Source organism: Micromonospora sp. NPDC000442 (assembly GCF_042898635.1).
GTDB lineage: Bacteria > Actinomycetota > Actinomycetes > Mycobacteriales > Micromonosporaceae > Micromonospora.
Genome location: NZ_JBIAYZ010000008.1, coordinates 274,717 through 292,638, shown reverse-complemented (window position 1 = coordinate 292,638; position 17,922 = coordinate 274,717). Strand labels below are relative to the sequence as shown.

The following is a 17,922-nucleotide window of genomic DNA, read 5'->3' as shown; positions in this document are numbered from 1 at the left end:
CGGTATGAGGCCAAGCGTCGCTACTGGGTGCCGACGGCTTGAGGATCGACGGCACATGGATGCGAGGATCTAGCCGCGATCCGGCTTGAGTTTCTCGCGTGGGGATCTGCGGACCGGCCCTGGTTACGTTCGGGGTGGTGCGGTCAGTCGATGGCTAGACCCCACGAGCGGATGCGGGCAGGGTAGATGCGAATGATCTCGCGACTCATGCCGTGCATCGGCGGCTCGACGTCGACCAGGGCCTCGACGTCGCCGCGGATCTCCACCCCGCGTACGTGCCACGGCTGCACGGACGCGATGTCGTCGACGACGAGCGTGGCCTTCGGGTGGGTGCGGACGTTGCCGAACTTGCGACTGTCCCCGAGCTTGTGTCCACCGATGTCGATCGTGCCCAGGTCGGCGTTGTAGAAGAACCCGACGGGGTTGTTCTGCGGATAGCCGTCCGGCGCGACAGTGGCCAGCCGCCCGAGCCGCTGCGTGCCGAGGTACTCGAGCTCACCTTCGCTGAGAGTCACCATACGGCGATCGTGCACCCTCAACCGAGCTTGAGGTCAAGCGGACCGGCACTGGGCGTGTCTGGCTGCTCACCAGTCGGCGGGCACCTACAAGCCGGCCCGCCGGCCCGGCCCACATGTTCTGGCGCTCGCTCGTGCCGCACCCGGCGTGCTGGCCTGCATCACCGGTGGTGACGCAGGGTAATTTATGGCTGCCTATCCTGCTCCCGCTTCCAACGTCGTACCGGCCGATCAACTCCTTCTGCGAGTCGCGGTGTCCGCCTTCTTGAGCTTTTACCGTGGCCAGATCCGCGTCCATACCGAGTCCGACCTGCGTGTCTTCCTCCGCTGGTGCGCGGACCACGGTCTTGACCCGCTGACGGTGGTGCGGGTGGACATCGAGCGCAGCGCGTTTGCGGTCGTAGTAGGCGCGGCTGACGGGGTCGGCCAGAGACGCGAACGCGGCGAGGAAGAACGCGCGTTTGAGGTTCTTGTTGCCGCCTCGGGGTGGGTGCTCGCCGCGGATGCTGCTCGCCGGATCGTCGGGTCACGGGAGCGAGGCCGGCGTAGGCGGCGAGGTGTCCGGGGGTGGCGAAGGCGGTGCCGTCGCCGACTTCGAGCAGGATCCGGGCGGCGGTCCTGACGCCGATGCCGGGCATCGAGGTCAGGACCGAGGCAAGAGGGTGAGCATCAAGCATCCTCTCGACCTGGTCGGCGACCTGGTCGCGTTGTCGCAAGGTGTCGCGGAGGCTGTCGGCGAGGCGGGGCAGGATCGTCTCCGCCGCTGTCGTGCCGGGGACGGTGACGCTCTGCTCATCGAGGGCGGCCATGATCTGCTCGACGAGGCGTTCGCCCATGCGGGGTGCGTGGACGGCGGCGATCGAGAGCAGCTTGCGGCGGCCTGCCTTGCGCAGCCCGGCTGGACCGCCGCAACGGGACAGCAACTCCAGGACCGCTTTGTGGCCGACCTTGGGGCCAAGGACTCGTTCCAGGGCGGGATGGATCTGGGTCAGCAGGCCACGAATCCGGTTGGACACGCGGGTGGCTTCGCCGGCGAGGTCGTCATCGAAGCCGACCAGGACCTCCAGTTCGGCCAGGGTCTCGTCGCCGACGTCGACCCGCCGCAGCGTGTGGGGCAGGGTGCGGGCGGCATCAGCGATGACGTAGGCGTCGCGGGCGTCGGTCTTCGCCGTGCCCGGGTGCAGATCAGCGATGCGGCGCATCGCCAGCCCGGGCAGGTAGGCCACCTGATGCCCACACGCCCGAGCCACCGCGACCGGCAGAGCACCGATCGAGGCCGGCTGGTCGACCACCACAAGAACCGCACCGTGACGGGCAAGCTTGTCGAACAGCTGCCGCAGCCGGGCCTCGGTGTTCGGCAACGCCGCGTCATGCAGCCGCTTGCCGTCCGACGCCAAACCGACCGCGTGATGATCACCCTTGCCGACGTCCAAGCCGAGGTAGACGCCGTATCCCTCGTTCACCGCACCCGCCTGCACGCATCGCATCGTGGCCTCGGCCGCAGGTCCAGGCGTCGGACTGCCGGCAGCCACGTTACGAAGAGACCTACCCCAACCAGGGCGGCCGTGTCCCTATCAGCGGTCCACCGACGCCACCCGACCCGGCGACAACACCCCCCGGATCATCCAAACGACAGGGGCAGACAGTCATACCGGGCCGGGCGACCGAGGGTCCCCGGCTGGGGACGATCAAAAAGGTAACGGGGTCAGGTCAGGTGCCCGGGCCGCCCACCCTTGGCCTGGAGCGCCAATCCAGCCTGGACCCAGGCCCGCATCCCGCCGGCCAGGTTGTAGATCTGGTGGTGGTCGCGGGCGAGCAGCGCGGCCGCCTGCCGCGAGCGCGCCCCGGACCGACACACGGTGATCACCGGCCGGTCCGCCGGTACTTCCCCGGCCCGGCCGGCGAGCTGGCCGAGCGGGATGTGCCGGGCCCGGGGTGCGTGGCCGGCACGCCATTCGGCCGGCTCCCGGACGTCGAGCAGCAGCCCTCCCTCGGCGACCAGCGCTGCAGCTTCCTCGGGCCCGATGGAGGTGTACGGCTTTCCGAAGACCTTCTTCAGCATGCCGCCGAGGTTCACGCGTCCGCTCCCGTCACGACGGCGCGACCACTGCGGGTCCACCCGCCGGTGCCGCCAGCGACCGACCGAGCGTCGATGCCCGCGCGGGCCAGGAACTGTGCCGCGGACAGGCTGCGGCCACCGCCGGCGCAGATGACGTAGACCGGGCGGCTGCGGGGAAGTTCTCCCACCACTGCAGCCAGTTGTCCCAGCGGCACCGACCGGGCGCCGGGCACGTGGCCCTCGACGTATTCGAACGGCTCGCGGACGTCCACCACGGTAACCCCGTCGGCGTGCGCGGCGGCGAAGTCCGCCAGGTTCACCTCTTGCATCTCCATCCTCCGTTCTGGATACCCCTGGGGGTATCAACGTCGACCATAGCGCGCCGGGCCCGGCTCGGCATTCCGCCCGTCGAGTGCGGGTGTGAGGGTTGCGACCGGCGGGAATGCAAACCCCCGGGGGTATGTTGCCCGGTGCGAGAGCACTGCCGAAACGTGGAGGTTGGACATGGCGAGCGTGGCGTTGACCGGCGCGAACTTCGAGGAGACCGTCACCCGCGACGGGATCGTGCTGGTGGACTTCTGGGCGAGCTGGTGCGGTCCCTGCCGCGGCTTCGCGCCCGTCTTCGAACAGGCGAGCGAGAAGCACCGGGACATCGTGTTCGGCAAGGTGGACACCGAGGTGGAGCAGGGTCTTGCCGCGGCGGCCCAGATCCGGTCGATCCCGACGCTGATGGCCTTCCGGGGCGGCGTGCTGGTCTTCTCCCAGCCGGGTGCGCTGCCGGCCGCGGCTCTGGAGCAGGTGATCCAGGCGGTCCGCGACCTCGACATGGACGAGGTGCGAGCCAAGATCTCCGGGGAGCCGGCGAGCCGGTGACACCCTGACGACCACGGCGGGGGTGTGGGCGATGATGCCCGCACCCCCGCCGTCTCTCATCCGGAGAGGGCGTCCAGCGCGGCCCGCAGTCGGCGGGTTGCCTCGTCGGCAACCGCCCGCAGGTCGGCGGTATCGCTCAGCTGCACCATCACCTGCGGGTCGAGCGCCTGCACCAGGGTGGCGTCCGGCCCGTCGGCGCGGACCACGACGTTGCACGGCAGGAGCAAACCGATGTTCCGGTCGGCCTGCACGGCCCGATGCGCCAGCGGCGGGTTGCAGGCGCCGAGGATGACGTACTCCTCGAGTTCGATCCCGAGCTTCTCGTGCAGCGTGGCCCGCATGTCGATCTCGGTCAGCACGCCGAAACCCTGGTCCTTCAGCGCCGCCCGGACCCGCTCGACGGTCGGGGTGAACCCGGCAGACAGCCGGATCGTCATCGCGTAGCTCATGCTCTGTTCTCCCTGAGGTGAGATCGTGCCAGCCGCGAACGACCGGCGTGAGCGATTCGGCAAAGCCATGCCGGGCCGGTCAGACGAGGCCGCGCAGCATGCCCTGCCAGTACATCGCGGGAAGCCCGGGCCGCTTGAACAGCCACACGTCGTAGCGCGGCTTCGGACCGTAGTCATGGAAGCTCCCAGGTATCCGAAGGGCGACCGCCGAGCACGCCACCCAGGCGTGGGGAATGTGCGGGCGACCTTCGAGGTTCAGCATACCCGGGGGGGTATCCCGTCGCGAGATACTTACCCCCGGGGGTATGGTGGAGGCGAGGGGTGGGGCGATGAATCTTCGACCTGAAATGACCAGCGAGGCGCTGACCCGGCTCAAGCGGGCGCGGGGGCAGCTGAATGCGGTCATCGAGATGATGGAGAGCGGCCAGGACTGCCGCGACGCGCTGACCCAGCTGGCCGCGGTGTCGAAGGCCATTGACCGCGCCGGCTACAAGATCATCGCCTCGGGCATGCGGTACTGCGAGGCCATGCGCGAGCGCGGCGAGGCGCCGGAGATGACCGAGGAGGAGCTGGAGAGGCTCTTCCTCGCACTCGCCTGAGCGGCCGACCCGCCCGGGCTGCTTGACGGCGGTGCGGGCGGGTAGCCGTTGGGCGCGAGCGGGCAGGATTGTGTCCCCCACATACCCCCGGGGTACATAGGTTTGAGAGGAGAACGGCAGTGACAATTGAGGTTTCTGTTATCGCGACATCCTCCCTGGGCGACCGGAGCTACATGGCTTCGGACGGGCAGGTGGCGATCGTGGTTGACCCGCAGCGCGACATCGACCGGATCATGTACCTGGCGGGGGAGAAGGGCGTCCGCATCACCCATGTGGTGGAGACGCACATCCACAACGACTACGTCTCCGGCGGCCTGGAACTCGCCAGGATCACCGGCGCCCGCTACCTGGTGGCCGCGGCCGACGAGGTCGGCTTCGACCGGATGCCGGTCTCCGACGGTGATGCAGTTCCGGTGTCCGAGTCCATGCGGCTCCGGGTCATCGCGACGCCGGGCCACACCTTCCACCACCTGTCGTACGTTCTCGACGAGGCCACCGACGGCGGCTGGCGGCCGACGGGCGTCTTCACCGGCGGGTCACTGCTGTTCGGGACGACGGGGCGCACCGACCTGCTCGGCAAGGAGCACGCCCACGAGCTCGCTCACCACCAGCATGCCTCGGCGAAGCGGCTGGCCGACCTGCTCCCCGACGGGGCCGAGGTGTGGCCGACGCACGGTTTCGGCAGCTTCTGCTCGGCCAGTCAGTCCGATGCGCCCGAGTCGACGATCGGTCGGGAGAAGCAGGCCAACCCGGCGCTCAAGCTGGCCGCGGACAAGTTCGTGACCGAAACCCTCGCGGGTCTCGACGCCTACCCGGCGTACTACGCCCACATGGGCGTGGCGAACTTCGCCGGTCCGGCCCCGGTTGACCTCACCCCGGTGGCCCGCGCCGACGCCGCCGAACTGCGCGAGCGGATGGCCGACGGGCAGTGGGTGGTGGACCTGCGGCACCGCAAGGCCTACGCCGCCTCGCACCTAGCCGGCACGGTCAGCCTCGGGCTCGACGGCCCCATGTCGACCTGGCTCGGCTGGCTGATCGACTGGGGGGTGCCGATCACCCTGCTCGCCGAGACCCCGGAGCAGGTGGCCGACGCGCAGCGCGAGCTGGTCCGCATCGGCATCGACCGCCCGGCCGCGCAGGCCACCGGCGAGGCCGAGCAGTGGGCGGCCGAGCCCGGACAGCTACGGGAGCTGCGGATGGCCGACTTCCCGGCCCTCGCGGCGGCCCGCGCCGGCCACGTCCCCGCCGGCCTGCCCGCAGCGGACGTGGTGCTCGACGTGCGGATGACCAACGAGTGGCGGACCAGCCACATCGACGGCGCCGTGCACATCCCGCTGCCGGACCTGCCCGAGCGGGTGGCCGACGTACCGGCCGGCGCGGTCTGGGTGCACTGCGGCTCCGGCTACCGGGCCACCGCCGCAGCCTCTCTGCTGGCGAACGTCGGCCGGGAGGTGGTCGTGGTTGACGACAAGTTCGACCAGGCCGCGGACGCGGGCCTGGACATGGCCACCGACGCCTGAACCGAACCGTATGACCGCCGGCCGGCATCGCCCTGCCATGACGTGTAGCGCTTTGTCCGTGAAAGGGATATATGAGTACCTCCGACATTGCCCGTCACGCCACCCTCGACGCCGCCGCCCTGCGCGAACTGCTCACCTTCACCTCCGCCCGTCGCTGGCGCCGCCGCCACCTCGCCGCACTGCTGCTGCTGGGCCGACAGGACTCCAGGCCGCCACCTGTCCGAGCGGCTCGCCGCCCGAGGCCGGGAGATCCGCCCACCTGGCCGGCGGCTGACGGCCTCGACCGCATCTGTCGCCGATCTCGGCAAGGATGAGGGCTGCGCCGGAACCGATCCTTCGCACGTCGAGAGGAGCACGACGATGGACAGCGATGCCTGGGACGAGCGGTACGCGAGCGCCCCGGAACTCGTGTGGACCGCCGAACCCAACCGCTTCGTCGTAGAAGAGGTCGCCGGTCTGTCCCCCGGTCGGGCCATCGACCTGGCCGCCGGCGAGGGACGTAACGCAGTGTGGCTGGCCCAGCAGGGCTGGGAGGTCACCGCAGTGGACTTCTCCGCGGTAGCCGTCGAGCGGGGCCGGGAACTGGCCCGTCAGCGAGACGTCAACGTCGACTGGCAGGTGGCCGACGTGACCGAGTACAAGCCGCCGGCCGACGGCTTCGACCTGGTACTGATCGCGTACCTGCACCTACCTGCCGCCGAGATCGCCACGGTGCTGTCCCACGCCCGCGACGCGGTACGTGCCGGCGGGCGGGTCCTCGTGGTCGGCCACGACCTCGCGAACCTCTCCGGCGGCACGGGTGGCCCCCGGGACCCCGATGTCCTGCTCGCCCCCGAGGCGGTGGTGAAGGAGCTGCCGGGGCTGCGGATCCGCCGGGCCGAGACCGCTCGCCGGCCCGTGACGGTGGAGGGGCGAGCTGTGGACGCCCTGGACACGGTGGTGGTCGCCGAACGCCCCTGACCATTCCGGCGTGCACGATCGCCGAACCGCGAGCAGCTCACCTCGGTGTCGAGACCGAGGGCCGGCATCCCTGCCGACTGCCAACCGTGCACAGGCGAAGTCCAGCGACCGGCCGGATGCGGTGTAGTCGGCATAGGTGATCCGCCGCGGCCCGTGCGGGCAGTCCAGCACCTCACCCTCGCCGGCCCCCCGACGAGGTGCGGCAGCGGGGTGCCCACCGCGGAACCGCCGGCCCGACAGCGGCATGCCGAACAACGGCGCCAGGGTGCAGAAGTTGAACAGTCCGGCGGCCAGCGGCAACAGGCCCAGCAGGGCCAGCAGCCACCACCAACCGCCCAACGACACCCCGACCACGATCAGCACCAACCCGAGGACGACCCGAGTGATCCGACCGGCTGGGGAGTTGAAGAACTGCAGGACTTGCACGACCACCCCCGGGCGTGAATAGGGATAATTATCCCAACTTCCGCCAGCGTATCGGCGAAGCCGCACCGCTCGTACCGGAAGCGTGTCGCTCAGTAGCGGCCGGTGCGCCGGATCTTCGGCCGCCGCCGCTGTCACCCTTCCTGGCGACCGTTCATCGCCGGTACGGGTCGTTCACCGCCCAGGCGCTGGCATTCTCCACGTCGCCTCCACACGGTCTCCACGGCAGCCGCAGGCCGCGGCGGCACGGTGGTGGCGTCGGCACCGATGAAGGAGGACGAGATGAGAACAACGACTCGCCGGACGATGATCCTGGTGGCAGCCGGTGCGCTGGGCCTGGGCGGGGTGGCGGTCGCCGCGCCGGCGCTCGCGGGCGCCGGCCCCTTCGACCGGCCGGCAGCCACTGCCTCGCCCGGTTACGGCTGGGGTGATGGCATGGGCCATGGCGCTCGCAACGGTGCCGCCGGCCCGATGGGCTCCGGGGCGATGGGCCGTGACGGCAGGTGTGCCGGCGTGTCGATCACGGCGCAGCAGGGCACGCTCACCGACGCGCAGAAGAGCACCCTGGCCGCGATGGCCCAGGAGGAGAAGCTGGCCCACGACCTGTACCTGGCCTTCGGTACCAAGTACGACCTGGTGGTCTTCGACCGTATCGCCGATTCCGAGACGCAGCACCTGACCGCGGTGCGGCTCCTGCTGCAGCGCTACGACGTGGCCGACCCGACAGCGGGCACCACCGACGGGAAGTTCAGCGACCCAGCCGTGCAGGCCACGTACGACAAGCTGCTCGCTGAAGGAAACGCCAGCCAGCCGGCCGCCCTCGGCGTCGGCAAGAAGGTCGAGCAGACCGACATCACCGACCTGAGGGCCGCGCTGACCGGCCTGTCCGCCCCGGATGTCACGCAGGTCTACACCAGCCTGCTGGCCGCCTCCGAGCGGCACCTGGCTGCCTTCACCCGCTGGTCCTGACCGTTCACCCACTACCGAGGCGGTGTCCGGCCCGCAGCCGGCACCGCCGCGCGCACGGCATGTCGAAGTCTGACCGGACGGACTGTGCCGGCGCGTCGGTGCGCCGTCGGGTCAGCCGGCGGCGGCCGGGCTCCGGGCCGGAAGGCGGATGGTGACGCAGAGCCCTTCGCCTGGAGGTGACTCCAGCGTGACGGCGCCGCCGTGGGCGGTGATCAGCTCGCGGACGACGGCCAGACCGATGCCGCTACCGGCGATGTTCCGGGCGTCCCGGCCGCGGAAGAGCCGTTCGGAGGCGTGGGGCAGTTCCTCCGCCGGGATGCCGGGGCCGGTGTCGGCAACGGTCAGCAGCGCCTCGCCCGCAGCTTCGACGCGCGCCCGCAGGTGTACCCGGTCGCCGGAGCGGCAGAAGCGGGCGGTGTTGGCCAGCAGGTTCGTGATGACCTGGTGCAGCCGGTCGGGGTCGGCTCGGACGGGAACCGGCCGGTCGAGATCGGCCGTGACGGTCAGGCCGGCGGCGTCCAGCCGTGGCTGCTGGGCGGCGAGCGCGGCCCGCGCCACGGCGGCCAGATCGGCGTCGACGAGGCGCAGGGACAGTGCGGCGGCTTCGGCAGCGGACAGGTCGGCGAGATCCTCCACGACCCGACCGAGGCGCAGGGTCTGGTCGTGCAGGGCGGCCAGCCGGTGCGGGTCCGCCGCGCGCAGGCCGTCCCGTAGTTCCTCCAGGCCGGCTTGCAGGGCAGCCAGCGGGGTGCGCAGTTCGTGGGCCACATCGGCGGCCAGTTGCCGGCGGACCCGTTCGGCGCGTACCACCTCCTCGGCCATGGTGTCGAAGGCGTGCGCCACCTCGCCCAGCTCGCCCGGCGCGGACACCGCCGCCCGGGCGGTGCGGTCGCCGGCGGCGAAGCGGCGGGTGGCGGTGGCCAGCGCGACCAGTGGCCGGGCCAGCCGCCCGGCCACATACGCACTGGCCAGCAGCGCCGCGGCCAACGCGACCAGCGCGGCACCGCCGATCCACGACCAGGCAACGTCGCGACCGCCCGGCGTCCCGGTGGGGAAGGCCAGCCGTACCGTGCCGACCCGCTGCCCGGCGGCGGTGACCGGCGCCTCCACGACCGTGCCGCTGCCGGTGTGCATGCCGGCCATGGAGCCCATGCCGCGGCCGGGCCAGACCATGCTGCCGTCGGGTTCCAGCACGACCAGGCGGGCGCCCGCTCCGTCGGCCAACGCCGCGGCCGGCGCCAGCTCCGCGCCGGTCCAGCTCCCGGCCTCGGTGTACGCGGTGTCTGCCGCTGCCGCGACCCGCTGCGCGACCTGCTGCCGCTGCGTCTGTTGGACGCTGGCCAGGCCGCGGTTGGTGCCCACCAGTGCGGCGATGGTCAGCACCGCGACCGAGGAGAGCGCGACCAGCACGAACGCCGCCAGCAGCCGCCGGCCCAACGGGCCGGACAGCGGTCGTCCCCGGCTGCTTGGCCGCGACCGCTCAGCGGTCACGGGTCCAGCCCAACCGGTAACCGACGCCCAGGACGGTCTCCACCACCCCAGCGGCGTCCGCGCCGAACTTGCGGCGTAGGTTCTTCACGTGCGAGTCGACCGTCCGCTCGTAGCCGGGAAACTCGTACCCGCGCACCCGGTTGATCAACTCATAGCGTGAGTACACCCGGCCAGGAGCGGCCGCCAGCGCGGTCAACAGTCCCCACTCGGTGGGAGTCAGATCCAGCCGATGACCGTCCAGCACCGCCTCGTGACGCTGCTCGTCCAACCGCAGCCGACCGCCACCGAAGCCAGCCGACGCGACGGCACCGGCCGCACCGCGGGTACGGTGCAGCACAGCCTCCACCCGCAACACCAACTCCGTCGGGCTGAACGGCTTGGTGACGTAGTCATCGGCGCCGCGGCGCAGCCCCGCGATGCGCTCCTCCACCGTGCTGCGCGCGGTCAGCACCACCACCGGCACCTGCCGACCGTCGTGAGCCGCGGCCAGCACCTCCAAGCCGTCCACGTCCGGCAGACCCAGATCCAGCACGACGAGGTCGACCCCGCCACCGGCCACGAGGCTCAGCGCCCGCGCACCCGATCCGGTCGTGTGCACCGCGTGCCCGGCCCGTTCCAGGTATCGGCGTACCACGTCCCGCAACTCCCGATCGTCCTCGACGACCAGCACCGTGTCCGACACACCCTTACGCTCCCGCCGCCAGCGGTGCCGGTCCAGGGCCCAACGGCCCGCGACGCGCCGCCGGCAGGCACTGTCACGGATGAAGTGGCAACCTCCATCGAGCCCTTCACCCCGTGCCGAGCGTTGCCGGACCCGCAGACACCACGGAGCGCCTCCCATCGTCGGCGGCCAGTGCCGGACTCCAGGACCGATCGAGCGGAGACGTCCGGCGGTGGAGGTACCGGAAGCGTGCCGTCGAGATCTATGAGGCCGTCGTATCGGGGTGCAGGAACTCGGGCGCGACCACGGACCATGGCACCTGATGTCCCTCGATGTCCCTCGATAGGGCCGCTCGCGCGCACGCACGGCCCTGCTCGCGTAGCGAGGCCGCTATGGACCAGATGCCTGAGGTGGTGGCCTCTCGCGTGCCGTCCCACCCGGTGAGCCCCGCCTGCCGCTGCGTGCGGTCCATCGCCGAGTGGGCCCCCAATGCCAGCTCATCGCTCATCGCGAGCACCACCACGGGGCCAGAACCCTCAAGCGTTCTCAGCAGCGCTGCGGCGGCGTCCTCACCCAGTACGCGCTGGTTGCGCTCCACCACGGCGATCCGGACGTCGCCCCAGTCGTGACCGGCCTCGGTCAGCGCATCGCGGTAGCCGGCCAGACGAGCCCCGGTGACCGGGAAGGGGACCGCCTGCGGGTCCATCAGGTCGACGGGCAGGTCGTGGCCGCGCAGGATGCCGCTGGTGCGGCGCCGGTCCAGGGGGAAGCTGATGATGACGGGAGTCGCTTCAGCCAGCGGCGTGGCCGCCGCAACTGCTGCTGCCGCCGTGCGGTCATCGGGCCCGATGCGCACCAGCCCCGGGTAGGCAGGGCCGCCTTGGATGGCGGCTGGTCGCCCGCTGCTCGCGACGGCGGCCAGTACCGGGTCATCGGCGACGGTGGTCCACAGCACGTAGCCGTCCACCGCCGCTGTCAGCACCCGGTCGACGTCGGTGGCATCCCCGCGGGTGGGGATCAGCACCACTCCCAGGTCCTCACTGACGCAGACGTCGGTGATCCCGGCCAGGCCAACTGGGTACCGCCCTGCTCTTCATCGGTCTAGGGGCGCTGCCGTCGATGGCCTTTACCGGACGTGCGGTGGACCGCTTCGGGCTCCGCGTGGCGGCATGGCTGCTGGTGGCACTGGCCGGTGCTGGTCTCCTCATCACCGCCGGCGCCGACGGGGTGGTGCTGCTGGTCATCGGGATGCTCGTGGTCGGCGCGGCCTCTGGTGCCGCGGACGTGGCCATCAACACTTTGGCGGGGCGCGCAGAGCATGCCACCGCCAAGCCTCTGCTCACCCGTTCCCACGGGCTGTTCTCCGTGGGCGTGGTTATCGCCAGCCTGTCCACTGGAGCGCTGCTGGGCGTGGGGCTGTCACTGCTGGCGGCCTTCGCCGTGGTCGCGGTGGTGATGCTCGCCCTGGCAGTGGCTGCTCACCTGACCAGCAAGTCGCTGCAGATTCCAGCTCACCAGGGCGATGCCGGTACCGGGCGGAAGCCCGCGAAGCTGCCCGTGCGGAGCGAGGGGCGCCGGCAGGCTCTGGCGTGGCCTCGCCCCGTGGCGCACGAAGGCACACGAGCCTGCTGTGCCGGATCAGCCCGACTTCACCCCTGTTCGTCGTGGGACTGGTGGCTGCGTTGGCCTACGCCATCGAGAACGCCCACCAGAGTTGGGGCGCGGTGATGCTCACCGACGTCTTCAGCGCCTCACCCCAGCTGGCGGCCGTAGCTCCGGCGGCCTTTGCCGCCACCGCCGCGCTAGCGCGCCTGAGCCTGGCGCCGCTGTCGCGCAGCCGCCCCACCGTGATGTTGCTGGGTGGAGGCGCGCTGGCCACCGTGGGCAGCGCTGTGCTGGCCACCGCCCCTTCGGTCATCATCGCTCTGGTCGGGCTGGTGCTGAGCGCCCTGGGCACCGCGACACTATTCCCCACCTTACTCAGCCGCAGCCTGCGAGGCACCGACCCCGCTCAGCACGGCCGGGCCACCTCCGCCGTCGCCGCTACCGCCTACCTGGGCTTCCTGCTCGGCCCGGCCTACGTGGGTTTGCTGGCCGAGAGCGGCGACCTACGCGGCGCGCTGCTCGGCGTGGCCGCACTGGCTCTGGTCTTCACCCTGGCAGCAGCGCCGATCAGCACCTGGGCTGCGAGAAGAGAGGTTGTCACGCCAGTAGCGGTAGACCAGGCCGGGTACCACCTCAACCGACCCTGCTGCGACGAGACAGGTAAGAAGATGGCCCGCGGCTGGTGCATCGACGTCGAAGGCAACGATCACCGGTGATCCTTCACCGACGTACCGACGCACCAGTGCGCGCTCGTCGAGGGTGGGTTCCCGGAACCGAGGATCCCAGAACTGGGTCGGGCAGGCCAGGTAGGCGACGTCGGTGAAAACCACCTCGAGACCGTGGTGGTAGGTCAGGTCGTGTCCCGCGGCTAGCCGAAGCTGGGAGCCGTCGAAGTGCAGCACGTCCCAATCCCACCAAGATCCCTCAGGCAGTTCGATCACACCGCCGATCCTCCCATCGGTGACCAGTCAATGAATCGAGTCGGCGTCCGGATGCCGCGATCCGATGCGAACGGGTGTGAAGGCCTGCCGTCGGCGGCTCGGCCATGCCGCAGACAGCGGAACGCGCGGAAAGTGCCGAACACAGTGCAGGCGTCATCGGCACGCGTGGCGATCGGCCTACGCCGCCGGGACTGAGTTCGTCAAGCATGCTCCGGTAATGCCCTCGCCGCATCGGCGTGGTCGGTCCGCTGGAAGTCGATGATGGGTATGTCTTTAGCGGGGACACCGTCGATGCTCCAGACCACGGTGCACGATCCGTCTTGCTGGACAGTGGCGGTCGGTTGCGACGGTGCGGTCACCAGCTGGCGGCCGTCGTAATAAATGCCCTCGAAAAAGGCGGGCGGACGGCTAAGTATGAGCTTCCCGTGTAGCACGTCAACGCCTCGCCGGCGGTGTCCGGCCAGGAAGAAGATGTAGTCGCGTGGGCGGGTAAAGGTGCCCCGCCATGTGCACGACAGGGCGAGCCGGAAGCTTTCCCCGGGCAGGACGGGCCGGCGGAACCGTATCTCGATGATCTTTCGGTAGGGTTCATCGACGAGGGCAGACCAGGTCAGCTGCAACCCGTCCGTCGGGTCATGGGCGCTGATGTTCAGGTCGCGCAGGTCCATGGGTGAGTCGCCGGCCAGCGCCTCGCGGAAACAGTACGAGGGTCGTTTAGAGACATTCGTGCCCGCATAGTCCAGCTCGAATACCCCGTCCTGCCCGCGGATTCGGAAGGCTTGCGTGACCTGGCTGAAGCGGTGCACGACGTCGAGCAGCAGCGGATCCGGCGTCCGGAGTCTGCTAAGCGCCAGCCGGACGTCGTCAGTGGGTTCGGCGTGCAGCTGCACGTCCCGCCTGGTCCTGTCACGCCGCCGTAGCCAGTGGACGACCGCCACCGCGGCGCATCCGATGACGAACGGCAACACCACGACGAACCCTGGAACGCCTCGGGCGTAGACCACACCCCATAGGGCGAGGACCAGGGCGCCGATCAGACTGTCGATGACCGCGTCGGAACGCCCCCGCAGCCACGCAACCATGGCTACGCTCCCGGTCCGAGGTCGGGGATCGTGCGTTCGACCCAATGGAAGCGGTACCCGACCCGGAAACCCATCCGCTCGAAGAAACTCAGCGCGGGATTGGCCTCCCGGACCATCGCGCTGATGTGCCCGATCCCGAGCTCCGCCAACCGTCGTAGGCAGTCGTCCAGCAGCGCTTTGGCTACCCCGTGATGTTGATGCTCCGCACGTACCGCGAGGTTCTCCAGCAGCGCCGAGCTGACAAAGGGGCGGCAGATAAGAAAGCCGAGCATCCCGTCACCGTCGTCGGCGACGGTGAGGATGTCGCGTCCGGGGTTGGCGATCCACTCCTGGAGGACCTCGCGAGCATAGAAACGGACGCCCTCGGTAACCTCGAAGCCGGGTTGCGCCATGCCCAGTTCGAACATGGCTTGACCGTCGTCTGGCTGCGCCGCCCTCACGCGCGATGGGCGACTCATCTCATTCCCGGATGTCGCGAGCATTGATCGCGATGGTAGCCCGCTCTGGCAACCACGGACCGCGCCAGTGTCCCGACGTACATGACTGGAGCGTCGATCAGTCCGGCGTCGGCCGGGGCCAATCAACGCCGATGGGTCCTGTGTGGCCAGCAGGGCGCTCGGTGGCGCAGGCGCAGCGACCGACGTAGTACATGCGCGGCACCGACCGCAAGGACGGCTTGATCAGGTGCACGCTCATGTCGCCGATCGGGGCGTCACAGCACATGACCGAGGACGACAGAGCCCGGCGCGCGGTCGTGCCGATGAGCGGTTGCCATCAGCGGGAGTTGGTGTCTGCTCGCCATCTTCGCTGGCGGCGGGCGGCGCTGTCTGCTCGACGTCCGGCTCGTGCAGACGGACGCGATTGGGTCAGGGCATCGTGCGGGGTGGCGGGTTCTCACCAACGTCCGGTCTGTTCTGTCGCAAGTAGCGAGGCGGCGAGGACGGTGGTGTCGCTGGTGGTGGCGTAGGCGTCGAGCGCGGCGTCGGCGAACTTGATGGCGTGTGGTCCGGCGGAGTCCACCGCGTGCTGCATGACCTCGGCGGGGTCCACATCGGGTGCGGCTGGCGGAGCGGGGCGTCCGGTCGTTGGGGCGTACGCGGCGGTGACGGCTGCCGTGGCGGCCCAGGCGGCGGCCAGGCTGTCCGCCCAGAGCGTGGCGGGCAGGGCGGGCAGGGTGCGCAGGACCGCGTTCGGTGCGGTGGCGGCGTGTATCAGCATGACCGGATTGGCATACCCGTGGGTGCCGTGGCGGACGACCGCTGCGTGCACGATTCCAGCCAGACGGACCGGGACAGCGTCTTCATCAGCGGTGGTTTCCCTGACGTGTTCTTCGCTGTGCGGCACCGCGCCGGCCACCGCTGGCCAGCCGGGAAGGTCGGCGAGTTGAGCGAGGCGGGCCCGGACTCCGTAGCGCTGGTCGGGTACGGGCGGCACCGCGTCGAGCGCGGTTCGTGGATCGGTGGCCAGGTACGGCCCGGCGCCCGGCGGTGCGAGCGGCTGCCAGCGAGCCGCCCAGTAGGCCAGTCCATTGCCGAGTTCGCCGATGCGGGGTGCGGTCTGCTGGTCCAGCAGCGCGCGCACCGCGTGGCCGACCCGGATCACGCCGTGGGTGGCGCCGGCGGCGATGCCCGGCAGCAGGCGGGGCCACCATCGGGCGAGCACCTGCCGCCAGGGCTCGTCAGCGAGTTCGCGGTCGAAGTAGTCGAGCCAGTCACCGGTGCGCACCGGGTCACCGAGCGGGTCTCGCCACTCGTCGGCGGCGATCGGCGCGATCCCCCGTGGCCGGTCCGCCAACCGGTCGGCGTACCCGTCCAACCATCGGTGCACCGCCTCGCCGTGCCCGTGCCAGGTGAGTGCCTCGACCGCCATGGGCGCGTGGTTGGACAGCCACCCGTCTCGTTCCGGACCGGAAAGCCGGACCCGCTGGTAAGCCTCATCGAGTTCACTCATGCGCTGACGGTAGAAGCTGAAGCGCGGTTGAGGTCAACCACGACCCGGCTCTGCTGCCGACCGGGCGTGCGGGCCGCGCCTGGCACCGGTCGGTATTCCAACTCGACGGCACGGAGGCTCTGCTTATGGTTGTCGTGCATGGGTGCTTGGAGCAGGTGTCTACGCTTCGATGCTGATCAGCGGACGCGACTTCACCCTGTGGATTGGGGGTAGGTATGCCGATCGTGCTGGGGCCATACCCACTATGTCCGATCTGCCGGCAGACCAACGGCGGGCTTATCGCCGTCAAACACCGCCAAGTTCACCAGCAGGTGCGACGCCAGCTCGAACAACCAGGCGGTGCCCAGTTGCGTTGGCGGGTCAACGAGAACGGCGCGTTCGAGTCTGTCCCACCTGCAGCCGCAGCCGGCACGACAGTCGATGATGTCCTATCAGCCTGAACACAACCCGACCGACTTTGCCGTGCCCGTGAGCATCTGGCACTGCTTGCGGCGTTCATCGAGGTGTGACCGCAGGCGGGCGACGTCTCCCCGTCCGCATCCCGGGCTCGGGTCCGCTGGCCCCACCTTCGACGGGTATCCGGATCTGGCCGCCGACCGAGCGCGTCACATGCGTAGGTGTGGTCGCGCTGAGGCGACCGTGTCGAGACAGAGCGTGCGCATGGTTCGGCCAGGCCAGGCCCGGAGAGCGTTCGACGAGACGGTCTCGTTGTGACCGACAGTGCGGAGCGGGCGGAGCGGATCCGGCTCTTAACGGAGATGGCACGGACATTGCTGGCATCCGGTGTCGACGCGGATCAGGTAGCCAAGGAACTGCTCCGGCGCACCGATTCCCCGATCTCGGCAATCAAGGCCGTGGCCGACGCGACCGGTATGGGACTGGGCGATGCGAAATGGGTCGTACACCGCAACCTCCACCCGAAGCTTCGCGAGGCTGCGGAGAACGTTTGGGATGAACTGCTCGACGGCATGAGCGAGTCGCCGGAGTCTCGCGGCGCAACGGACTCGGCACGCTGAGCCAGCTGCGCGTGGTGACGCGGCTCGGGCTGGCACCAGGTCAGGTGCACGGATCTGCCGCACCGTGGGTGTGGGAACTCGGCCGGTGGCCTGATGCGGGTCTCGGTCGGCGGTGGTGTCCTGGATACGCTGCGCGTCATGCCCTACGTGCCGGATCTGAGTGCGGTGTTGACCGCCGGGGATCGGATCGAGCGTGATGGGGTCACCTACCGGGTCGAGCCGTACGAGCTTGGGCTGGTGGTGCTGCCGTCCGGCAAGGTCGTGGGGTGTGATCCGCTGGTGGCGCACGCCACGCCGTTCGTTGGTTCGGTGGCGCCCGGCAGGTATCCGCTGCGGGCTTGGGTGGCGCTGGTGCATGTCGACGGCGGCGAGTGGCAGCGGCGGATCACCGCCTTGCAGTTGGCGGTGGTGGACGAGCCGGTCGCGGCGTGGAGCATGGCGTTGCTCCCGGGCCAGGACGTCGCCTCGCTCGGTGACGAGGACTTCTTCGGGTACGCGGTCGACGCGGGTACCGGGACGCTGGCCGATCAGGTCGCCATCGAGGCACTGCGCGAGTGGGATTTCGAGAGGGTCGACGAGGTTTTTATTCCGGCGCAGGTCCCGCACGACCCGATCGACGCTGTCGTTTCCGCGGTAGTGGAGGAACGGACCGGAGCGAACGTGTACGTCGTCGGCTCGGGATGGGGCGACGGCGTGTACGCAACGTACGTTGGTCACACGGCGGACGGGCGTATCGCCAGCTTCGTCACCGATTTCCGCGTCGTGCCGCCCGAATAGCCTCCACGTCATCGCACCGAGGCCACGAGCTC

General features: G+C 70.1%; 21 protein-coding genes and 2 pseudogenes. 10 read left to right on the top strand and 13 right to left on the bottom strand.

Annotated elements, in window-relative coordinates; genetic code table 11:
• Positions 1 to 143: 143 nt before the first annotated feature.
• The 4 genes and pseudogenes from ACFY2A_RS16015 to ACFY2A_RS16000 all read right to left on the bottom strand — a co-directional run bounded on the left by ACFY2A_RS16015 (position 144) and on the right by ACFY2A_RS16000 (position 2,909).
• Positions 144 to 518, bottom strand: coding sequence for a PPOX class F420-dependent oxidoreductase (locus ACFY2A_RS16015; RefSeq protein ID WP_387172258.1), 375 nt, complete (start codon positions 516 to 518; stop codon positions 144 to 146).
• A gap of 367 nt (positions 519 to 885) precedes the next feature.
• Positions 886 to 2,002 (bottom strand): annotated as a pseudogene (locus ACFY2A_RS16010) (IS110 family transposase); the annotation flags it as partial.
• 218 nt (positions 2,003 to 2,220) lie between these two features.
• The gene (locus tag ACFY2A_RS16005; RefSeq protein WP_387172300.1) at positions 2,221 to 2,577 is read right to left on the bottom strand and encodes a rhodanese-like domain-containing protein; all 357 of its coding nucleotides are present in this window, start codon (positions 2,575 to 2,577) and stop codon (positions 2,221 to 2,223) included.
• An 11-nt stretch (positions 2,578 to 2,588) separates the two neighbouring features.
• On the bottom strand, positions 2,589 to 2,909 hold the full coding sequence (locus tag ACFY2A_RS16000; protein WP_387172256.1) for a rhodanese-like domain-containing protein: 321 nt from the start codon (positions 2,907 to 2,909) through the stop codon (positions 2,589 to 2,591).
• A gap of 169 nt (positions 2,910 to 3,078) precedes the next feature.
• On the opposite strand from ACFY2A_RS16000, the gene trxA reads away from it, so the two are divergent.
• Positions 3,079 to 3,447: a thioredoxin gene (trxA, locus tag ACFY2A_RS15995; RefSeq protein WP_387172254.1), complete on the top strand. Its 369-nt coding sequence runs from the start codon at positions 3,079 to 3,081 to the stop codon at positions 3,445 to 3,447.
• A 56-nt stretch (positions 3,448 to 3,503) separates the two neighbouring features.
• Here the strand turns inward: trxA and ACFY2A_RS15990 are convergent, their stop codons facing one another.
• Positions 3,504 to 3,896 (bottom strand): DUF302 domain-containing protein, encoded by a 393-nt coding sequence (locus tag ACFY2A_RS15990; protein WP_387172252.1) that lies wholly within the window; start codon positions 3,894 to 3,896, stop codon positions 3,504 to 3,506.
• A gap of 79 nt (positions 3,897 to 3,975) precedes the next feature.
• Complete coding sequence (locus tag ACFY2A_RS15985; protein ID WP_387172250.1) at positions 3,976 to 4,158, bottom strand: hypothetical protein; 183 nt, start codon at positions 4,156 to 4,158, stop codon at positions 3,976 to 3,978.
• Positions 4,159 to 4,225: 67 nt separating this feature from the next.
• Here ACFY2A_RS15985 and ACFY2A_RS15980 point away from each other — a divergent pair, with 67 nt between their 5' ends.
• The 4 genes from ACFY2A_RS15980 (at position 4,226) to ACFY2A_RS15965 (ending at position 6,975) form a co-directional block, all read left to right on the top strand.
• Entirely contained in the window at positions 4,226 to 4,495 is a 270-nt protein-coding gene (locus ACFY2A_RS15980) for a metal-sensitive transcriptional regulator (protein WP_363925597.1), read from the top strand.
• Positions 4,496 to 4,614: 119 nt separating this feature from the next.
• Positions 4,615 to 6,015, top strand: coding sequence for a rhodanese-like domain-containing protein (locus ACFY2A_RS15975; RefSeq protein WP_387172248.1), 1,401 nt, complete (start codon positions 4,615 to 4,617; stop codon positions 6,013 to 6,015).
• 71 nt (positions 6,016 to 6,086) lie between these two features.
• Positions 6,087 to 6,329 (top strand): hypothetical protein, encoded by a 243-nt coding sequence (locus tag ACFY2A_RS15970; protein ID WP_387172246.1) that lies wholly within the window; start codon positions 6,087 to 6,089, stop codon positions 6,327 to 6,329.
• A 46-nt stretch (positions 6,330 to 6,375) separates the two neighbouring features.
• Positions 6,376 to 6,975 (top strand): class I SAM-dependent methyltransferase, encoded by a 600-nt coding sequence (locus tag ACFY2A_RS15965; protein WP_387172242.1) that lies wholly within the window; start codon positions 6,376 to 6,378, stop codon positions 6,973 to 6,975.
• 255 nt (positions 6,976 to 7,230) lie between these two features.
• Here the strand turns inward: ACFY2A_RS15965 and ACFY2A_RS15960 are convergent.
• Positions 7,231 to 7,401, bottom strand: a pseudogene (locus tag ACFY2A_RS15960) (YgaP-like transmembrane domain); the annotation flags it as partial.
• Between the two features lie 279 nt (positions 7,402 to 7,680).
• On the opposite strand from ACFY2A_RS15960, the gene ACFY2A_RS15955 reads away from it, so the two are divergent.
• The gene (locus ACFY2A_RS15955) at positions 7,681 to 8,367 is read left to right on the top strand and encodes a DUF2202 domain-containing protein (protein WP_387172240.1); all 687 of its coding nucleotides are present in this window, start codon (positions 7,681 to 7,683) and stop codon (positions 8,365 to 8,367) included.
• A 111-nt stretch (positions 8,368 to 8,478) separates the two neighbouring features.
• Here ACFY2A_RS15955 and ACFY2A_RS15950 read toward each other — a convergent pair whose 3' ends face one another.
• From ACFY2A_RS15950 to ACFY2A_RS15940, 3 genes are all read right to left on the bottom strand, one after another.
• A complete protein-coding gene (locus ACFY2A_RS15950) occupies positions 8,479 to 9,858 on the bottom strand; it encodes an ATP-binding protein (RefSeq protein WP_387172238.1) in 1,380 nt (459 codons plus the stop codon).
• On the bottom strand, positions 9,848 to 10,540 hold the full coding sequence (locus ACFY2A_RS15945) for a response regulator transcription factor (RefSeq protein WP_387172236.1): 693 nt from the start codon (positions 10,538 to 10,540) through the stop codon (positions 9,848 to 9,850). The genes ACFY2A_RS15950 and ACFY2A_RS15945 overlap by 11 nt, the downstream gene beginning before the upstream one ends.
• A 241-nt stretch (positions 10,541 to 10,781) precedes the next feature.
• The gene (locus tag ACFY2A_RS15940; RefSeq protein WP_387172234.1) at positions 10,782 to 11,546 is read right to left on the bottom strand and encodes a hypothetical protein; all 765 of its coding nucleotides are present in this window, start codon (positions 11,544 to 11,546) and stop codon (positions 10,782 to 10,784) included.
• A gap of 47 nt (positions 11,547 to 11,593) precedes the next feature.
• On the opposite strand from ACFY2A_RS15940, the gene ACFY2A_RS15935 reads away from it, so the two are divergent.
• Together ACFY2A_RS15935 and ACFY2A_RS15930 are read left to right on the top strand one after the other, a co-directional pair.
• Complete coding sequence (locus tag ACFY2A_RS15935) at positions 11,594 to 12,247, top strand: MFS transporter (protein ID WP_387172299.1); 654 nt, start codon at positions 11,594 to 11,596, stop codon at positions 12,245 to 12,247.
• Positions 12,184 to 12,840 carry an MFS transporter gene (locus ACFY2A_RS15930; protein WP_387172232.1) on the top strand — a complete coding sequence of 219 codons (657 nt, stop codon included), beginning with the start codon at positions 12,184 to 12,186 and terminating at the stop codon, positions 12,838 to 12,840. Before ACFY2A_RS15935 ends, ACFY2A_RS15930 begins: the two co-directional genes overlap by 64 nt.
• Before the next feature lie 425 nt (positions 12,841 to 13,265).
• On the opposite strand, the gene ACFY2A_RS15925 is transcribed toward ACFY2A_RS15930, so the two are convergent.
• The 3 genes from ACFY2A_RS15925 to ACFY2A_RS15915 form a co-directional block, all read right to left on the bottom strand.
• Positions 13,266 to 14,147: a hypothetical protein gene (locus ACFY2A_RS15925; RefSeq protein WP_387172230.1), complete on the bottom strand. Its 882-nt coding sequence runs from the start codon at positions 14,145 to 14,147 to the stop codon at positions 13,266 to 13,268.
• 2 nt (positions 14,148 to 14,149) lie between these two features.
• On the bottom strand, positions 14,150 to 14,554 hold the full coding sequence (locus ACFY2A_RS15920) for a GNAT family N-acetyltransferase (RefSeq protein ID WP_363925612.1): 405 nt from the start codon (positions 14,552 to 14,554) through the stop codon (positions 14,150 to 14,152).
• 487 nt (positions 14,555 to 15,041) lie between these two features.
• Positions 15,042 to 16,097, bottom strand: a complete 1,056-nt coding sequence (locus ACFY2A_RS15915) for a questin oxidase family protein (RefSeq protein ID WP_387172228.1) — start codon at positions 16,095 to 16,097, stop codon at positions 15,042 to 15,044.
• 710 nt (positions 16,098 to 16,807) lie between these two features.
• Between ACFY2A_RS15915 and ACFY2A_RS15910 the strand changes: the two genes are divergently transcribed.
• Positions 16,808 to 17,113, top strand: a complete 306-nt coding sequence (locus ACFY2A_RS15910; protein ID WP_387172226.1) for a hypothetical protein — start codon at positions 16,808 to 16,810, stop codon at positions 17,111 to 17,113.
• Positions 17,114 to 17,251: 138 nt separating this feature from the next.
• Entirely contained in the window at positions 17,252 to 17,890 is a 639-nt protein-coding gene (locus tag ACFY2A_RS15905; RefSeq protein ID WP_387172224.1) for a DUF4241 domain-containing protein, read from the top strand.
• Positions 17,891 to 17,922 lie beyond the last annotated feature (32 nt).